This is a genomic window from Brevundimonas sp. (assembly GCF_023259385.1).
Classification (GTDB): domain Bacteria; phylum Pseudomonadota; class Alphaproteobacteria; order Caulobacterales; family Caulobacteraceae; genus Brevundimonas.
This window is the reverse complement of record NZ_JAHFPF010000231.1, coordinates 1-5,623: the sequence shown is the minus strand read 5'-3', so window position 1 is coordinate 5,623 and position 5,623 is coordinate 1. Positions and strand designations below refer to the sequence as shown.

Sequence of the window (5,623 nt, the reverse complement as noted above, 5' to 3'; positions counted from 1 at the left end):
CGCGTCTTCAGGACCGCCGAGATCACGCCCGAGGTCCTGCTCGCCTCCTCGTGCCTGCCGCACCTGTTCCAGGCGGTGGAGATCGACGGCGAAAGCTATTGGGACGGCGGCTATCTGGCCAATCCGGCGCTGTGGCCCCTGATCCATCCGGACACGCCCGACGACGTCCTGATCCTGCCGCTGAACCCCTTCGTGCGCGAGGACACGCCCCACGCCGCCGGCGAGATCATGGACCGCCTCAACGAGATCGTCTTCAACGCCCCCCTGGTCTCCGAGCTGCGCGCCTTCGCCCTGCTCCAGTCCCTGATCGCCGACGGTCAGCTCCAGACCGGAAACCGCCACCGCGCCCAGGCCATCCGCATGCACGCCATCGACAGCGACCGCTGGCTGGCGCCGCTTTCACTGGGGTCCAAGTTCGACACCGAATGGACCTTCCTCAACCGGCTGAAGGGCCATGGCCGCGAGGCGGCGGAGGACTGGCTGACGACCTGTTTCGACGAGGTGGGCGAACGCTCCAGCGTGGATATCAGGGCGCGGTTTCTCTAGGCCGCAGCGCCCCGATGTCCGTGTCGCTACCGGGCCGCGGGCGCGCCGACGACCCAGGTCCGGCGCTGCACCGGATCGAACATCAGCTTCAGCTGGCGAAGCACCGGCATGCCGATGTTCGGGCGCCCGCCTTCGATGAACCGGATCTTGGGCCGGTGGATCACCACCCCCGCGATGGTGATGTCCTCGCCCAGGCGCGCTTCATAGACATCCTGCACGCCGGCGGCGGACGTCGCGTGGCCGATGACCACCGGCTCGCTCTCCAGCGGCAGGTCCTTGGCCAGGCTGAGCGGCAGCAGGAAGTCGCTCGTGTTGCCCGTGTCCAGGATGGCCGGGATCGCCCGTCCCTCCAGTTCGATGTTGAGGGACGGCAGGGCCGCGCCCCCTTCGCCCAGGTAGGGGAAGCCCTCCCCCGCCTCGGGCGCGTCCGCCGGCGCGTACAGGCTCAGCCGGCTCCGGCCCAGATCCATCAGGACGTACTGCCCCGGAAAGCTGTTCGGGCCGATGATCGCGACCTCGTTCGGATGGCTGAAGGCCATGGCTGTGGCGCGGGCGTCCTGGATCGGCGTCCCGCCCAGGCTGGCGCCGGCGATGAAGGTCTCGAACCCGGGCACGGGCCGGCCGGTGCTGCCGTCGATGGAGCGCGAGGCGCCCCGGTTCTCCAGTCCCAGCCTTTGGGCGACCCCCATGTCGATGACGTTCCCGTTCGTGCCGGTGTCGAACACGGCGGGCATCGGCGGATGGTCGCCGATCGTCAGCATGACCAGGACGCGGTCATTGGACTGGAAGAGGCTGATCACGGTCGGCGGCTGGGTCTGCGCCCACGCTTCGTTGTACACGGGCGCGAACAGGGCAGCGGCCGCGAAAGCCAGTTTGAAGAGCGAAGTACGCATGACGACCTTTCGAAAAACTAGTACGATTAGTACCAACTTGCGATCGGGCGTCAAATGACAAGACATTCATCCGGCCTGACGGAGCTCGAGGGGGCGGTGCTTTCCGAGATCCATCACCGCCAGAACCGCACCGCCTTCAAGGTCCGCCGGGCCTTCCAGACCTCGCCTTCCATCGAGTGGAGCGGCAGCGCCGGCGCGGTCTATCCGGCCATCCGCCGCCTCGTTGAGGCGGGCCTGATCGACAGCACCCCCATCGAGACCGGCCACAAGGGCAGCCACCTGTCCCTGTCGCCCGAGGGCGTCGCGGCGGTGGAAGGCTGGATCTGCGATCCCGTCCGCGCGACCAGCGTCGGCGTCGACCCCTTCCGGCTTCGCGCCGGCCTGTGGGCGACGCTCGATCCGGCCATGCGCGCCGACGCCCTGCGCCGCCTCAGACTCACGGTCGAGGAAGAGCTGCAGCGGCTGACGGTCTCGCTCGACGCGCTCGATCCGGTGGAGCAGGCCCGCAGCGAATGGTCGATCCGGCTCCAGACCATGCGGCTGCGCTGGCTGGAGGATCAGGGCGCGGGATCGAAGCCGGAGTGACGCGGATGTGGCCGACAGCGCAGAAAGACCCGCCCCTGCACAGGCCCTAGCCGATATGCCCCGCCGCCCGGCGCAGCCGGTCGTTGATCGCCTCGCCCAGCCCGTCCAGCGGCACGGGCGCCACGGCGATGCCCGACGGCTTCTCGCGGTCGGCCTCGCGGAACCGCCGGAACAGGTTGGCCGCCGCCTCGCGCAGGTCCCCCGTCGGGCTCAGGCTCCAGCGCGGATCGCCCACCCCCGGACCGAAGCCCAGCAGCAGTTCGCCCTTGTGCAGGCTCGTCGCATTGATCCGCACCGGCGCGTCCGGCGCATAGTGCAGGGTCAGGCGGCCGGGCGAACGATGTCCCTCCCCGCCCCCGTCCGGCGCCCCGTCCAGCGGTCCGACCACCGCCTCCAGCTCGTCGCGGGTCACGGCGCCGGGGCGCAGCAGGCTGACCACGCCGTTCAGCACCGACACCACGGTGCTTTCCACTCCCACGGCGCAGGGGCCGCCGTCGACGCCCTCGGCGGCGGCGAAGCCGGTCTCCTCCATGGCGTCGGCGAAGGTCGTCGGACTGGGCCGGCCCGAGCGGTTGGCCGAGGGCGCGACCACCGGCCCGCCGAAGGCGCCGATCACCTCGCGGGCGCGGGCGTGGCCGGGCACGCGCACCGCCACGCTGTCCAGCCCGGCCCGGGCCAGGTCGCACACCGCCTCGCGATTCCGCACCGGGGCGACGATGGTCAGGGGGCCGGGCCAGAAGGCCTCGGCCAGGCGCCGCGCGCGGTCGTCGAACACCGCGACGGCCTCGGCTCCGGCGGCGTCGGCCACATGGGCGATCAGGGGATTGAAGCGCGGCCGCCCCTTGGCCTCGAAGATGGCGGCCACGGCGCGGGCGTCGGACGCGTCGGCGGCCAGGCCGTAGACGGTCTCGGTCGGCAGGATGATCAGCTTGCCGTCCGCCAGCGCCCGGACGGCGGCTTCCTCGGCCCCCGCGTCCCGACCCGTCGTCAGATCCAGCCGTTCCACGCGTCTCAAATCCTCATGCCGTCGTCGCCGGTCATGTGCGCCCTCGCCCTACCCCGGCGCAACCCCCGCCTCCGGTCTCAGGGCCGACGCGGAATCAGCGGGATCATCCGGTGCAGGATGTTGTCCCGGTCGATGAAGTGGTGCTTCAGCGCCGCCGCCACATGCAGGGCCAGCAGGACGTAGAGCGCCTTCACCGCGACCCCGTGCGCCTCCATCAGGGCCCGCCCCGCCTCGCGCCCGCCCCCGATCGGCAGCAGGGGCCAGTCGAACAGGCCGAAGAACGGGATGTCCCGCCCGCCCGTCGAACTGGCCGCCCATCCGGTCAGCGGCAGGGCGATCAGGGCGACGTAGAACAGCACATGCGTCACGCGGGCGAACCGCCTCTGCCACGGCTTCATATGGCCGGGCAGAGGAATGGCCGGATTGGCGATCCGCCAGCCGATCCGCGCCAGGGTCAGCAGCAGGATCGTCAGGCCCACCGACTTGTGGATCTGTATGAACTCTCGCGACAGCGGCCCCTCGGTCGCGTCATGGGCCGTGATCAGCAGGATCTGGACCAGGATCAGCACCGCGATCAGCCAGTGCAGCACCAGTGAGGTCACGGAGTATCGGTTGCGCGGTTCGGCCATCACATCCCTCCCGGTCAGCCGGCCGCCAGAAGCGCGGTCAGGATCGCCTGGGACCGGCGCTGGCCATAGCCCCGGCCATAGGCGCTCGACGTGACGGCCACGACCATGTTCCGGGCCGGAACGACATAGATCTTGTTGCCGCCGTTGCCCGAAGCGAACCGGATGTCGACGGTCCTGTCCCCCACCGGCAGGGCCTTGGCGTACCAGAAATAGCCGTAGCCGTCGGCGTACGGATCCACCGCGCCGATCGCCACCTTCGGGCTCAGGCTCTCCTCGATCCATCCGCGGCTGATCACCTGACGACTGCCGGCCGATCCGCCATCCAGCGCCATCTGGCCGATCAGGGCCATGTCGTGCGTCGCCAGCGACAGGTTCCCCTGCCCCTTCAGCCGGCCCGCCGCGTCGACGGCCCAGTCGAAACGCGTGATCCCCAGCGGGTCGAACAGCGCCTCGCGCGCGAAGTCCCGCCCCTGCCGGCCCGTGGCCTTCTCGACCACCAGCCCGGCCACATAGGCGGTCAGGGAGTTGTAGAGATAGGTCGAACCCGGCGGCGCGGCGCGGGGCGTCTCCAGGACGAAGGCCACGGGATCGGGCGCCGCATCCAGCCGGTCCTCGTTGCCCGGCGATTCGGGCCGGTCGTCGTCGGCCGCCAGTCCCGACCGCATGGTGAGGATATCCGACAGGGTCACGTCGCCGATCGCGCTGCCCGCCGCCTCCGGCCAGTAGCGCCGGACCGGATCGGCCAGGCTGTCGATCAGCCCCCGGTCGCGGGCCGCGCCCACCAGCAGCGAGGTCACGCTCTTGCCGGCGGACCGCATGTCGTGAAGCGTGTTCGCCGGCTGGCCGTTGTAGTGGCGCTCGGCCGCGACCTGCCCGTCCACACGCACGACCACGCCCTTGAGATCCGGATGCTCGTCGGCGTCGACCCCCCTCAGCACGACGTCCAGGCCGCGGGCGTCAGGGGCGCGCGCCGCGACCAGACCGCCGGCCGCCAACACCCCGCCGATCATCAGCTCCCTGCGCCGCATGGTCTTCTCCGCCTCCGACTGTCGCGAGTATGTAGGGCCGCCGCTCCCGATGTCGATGCGTCGATGCGGCGCCCGCACTTGCCTGCCGTGGCGTCACGAGGGCAAAGCTGACGTGACGTTCCAAGGACTCTCCATGACCTACCGCGCCCCGATCCGTGATCTCGCCTTCACCCTGCAGGCCGTGGCCGGCATCGACCAGGTCGCCGCCACCGGCGCCTTCCCCGATTATGACGCCGACCTGATGGGCGCGGTGCTGGAGGCGGCGGGCCAGTTCTCCGAGGGCGTCCTGGCTCCGCTGAACCGCATCGGCGACCAGAAGGGCTCGACCTGCAAGGACGGGAACGTCACCGCCGCGCCGGGCTTCGCCGACGCCTACCGCCAGTTCGCCGCCGGCGGCTGGACCGGCCTGACCGCCCAGGCCCACTCCGGCGGGCAGCAACTGCCCAAGGCGCTGGAGCTCGCCGCCTATGAGACGGTCCACGCCGCCAACATGGCCTTCGGCCTGTGCCCCATGCTGTCGCTGGCCTCCATCGAGGCGCTGGAGGCGCAAGGCACCGAGGCGCAGAAGGCGACCTATCTGTCCAGGCTGGTCTCCGGCGAATGGACCGGCGCCATGGTGCTGACCGAGCCGCAGGCTGGCTCGGACCTCGGCGCCCTGACCGCCACCGCTGTCCCCCAGGCCGACGGGACCTACCGCCTCTCGGGCCAGAAGATCTTCATCACCTGGGGCGACCACGACGCCACCGACAACATCGTCCACCTGGTGCTGGCCCGCCTGCCCGACGCCCCCGCCGGGCCCAAGGGCATCAGCCTGTTTCTGGCGTCCAAGTATCTGGTGAACCCGGACGGCTCGCTGGGCGCGCGCAACAGCTTCCATCCCGTCAGCGTCGAGCACAAGCTGGGCATCCACGGCTCGCCCACCTGCGTCATGGCCTA

Annotated in this window: 7 protein-coding genes; 3 read left to right on the top strand and 4 right to left on the bottom strand. The window is 70.7% G+C overall.

Annotated elements, in window-relative coordinates:
- On the top strand, nt 1–546 hold a 546-nt coding region (locus Q0C81_RS15225), incomplete at its 5' end, for a patatin-like phospholipase family protein (protein WP_367118030.1).
- A gap of 26 nt (nt 547–572) precedes the next feature.
- Here the strand turns inward: Q0C81_RS15225 and Q0C81_RS15220 are convergent.
- Nucleotides 573–1,439 (bottom strand): retropepsin-like aspartic protease, encoded by an 867-nt coding sequence (locus Q0C81_RS15220; protein ID WP_291839774.1) that lies wholly within the window; start codon nt 1,437–1,439, stop codon nt 573–575.
- Nucleotides 1,440–1,493: 54 nt separating this feature from the next.
- Between Q0C81_RS15220 and Q0C81_RS15215 the strand changes: the two genes are divergently transcribed.
- Nucleotides 1,494–2,024, top strand: a complete 531-nt coding sequence (locus Q0C81_RS15215) for a hypothetical protein (RefSeq protein ID WP_291839771.1) — start codon at nt 1,494–1,496, stop codon at nt 2,022–2,024.
- 46 nt (nt 2,025–2,070) lie between these two features.
- Here the strand turns inward: Q0C81_RS15215 and Q0C81_RS15210 are convergent, their stop codons facing one another.
- The 3 genes from Q0C81_RS15210 to Q0C81_RS15200 form a co-directional block, all read right to left on the bottom strand.
- Entirely contained in the window at nt 2,071–3,015 is a 945-nt protein-coding gene (locus Q0C81_RS15210; RefSeq protein ID WP_291839777.1) for an L-threonylcarbamoyladenylate synthase, read from the bottom strand.
- 92 nt (nt 3,016–3,107) lie between these two features.
- Nucleotides 3,108–3,659 carry a cytochrome b gene (locus Q0C81_RS15205; RefSeq protein ID WP_291839767.1) on the bottom strand — a complete coding sequence of 184 codons (552 nt, stop codon included), beginning with the start codon at nt 3,657–3,659 and terminating at the stop codon, nt 3,108–3,110.
- A 14-nt stretch (nt 3,660–3,673) separates the two neighbouring features.
- The gene (locus Q0C81_RS15200) at nt 3,674–4,687 is read right to left on the bottom strand and encodes a serine hydrolase (RefSeq protein WP_291839764.1); all 1,014 of its coding nucleotides are present in this window, start codon (nt 4,685–4,687) and stop codon (nt 3,674–3,676) included.
- A gap of 133 nt (nt 4,688–4,820) precedes the next feature.
- Between Q0C81_RS15200 and Q0C81_RS15195 the strand changes: the two genes are divergently transcribed.
- Nucleotides 4,821–5,623 (top strand): acyl-CoA dehydrogenase family protein (locus Q0C81_RS15195; protein ID WP_291839760.1); only part of this gene is annotated, 803 nt, incomplete at its 3' end.

Bases quoted from the DNA above. Each gene is read 5' to 3' on its own strand.
- Q0C81_RS15220 (WP_291839774.1), bottom strand. From the start codon at position 1,439: ATGCGTACTTCGCTCTTCAAACTGGCTTTCGCGGCCGCTGCCCTGTTC.
- Q0C81_RS15215 (WP_291839771.1), top strand. From the start codon at position 1,494: ATGACAAGACATTCATCCGGCCTGACGGAGCTCGAGGGGGCGGTGCTT.
- Q0C81_RS15205 (WP_291839767.1), bottom strand. From the start codon at position 3,659: ATGGCCGAACCGCGCAACCGATACTCCGTGACCTCACTGGTGCTGCAC.
- Q0C81_RS15200 (WP_291839764.1), bottom strand. From the start codon at position 4,687: ATGCGGCGCAGGGAGCTGATGATCGGCGGGGTGTTGGCGGCCGGCGGT.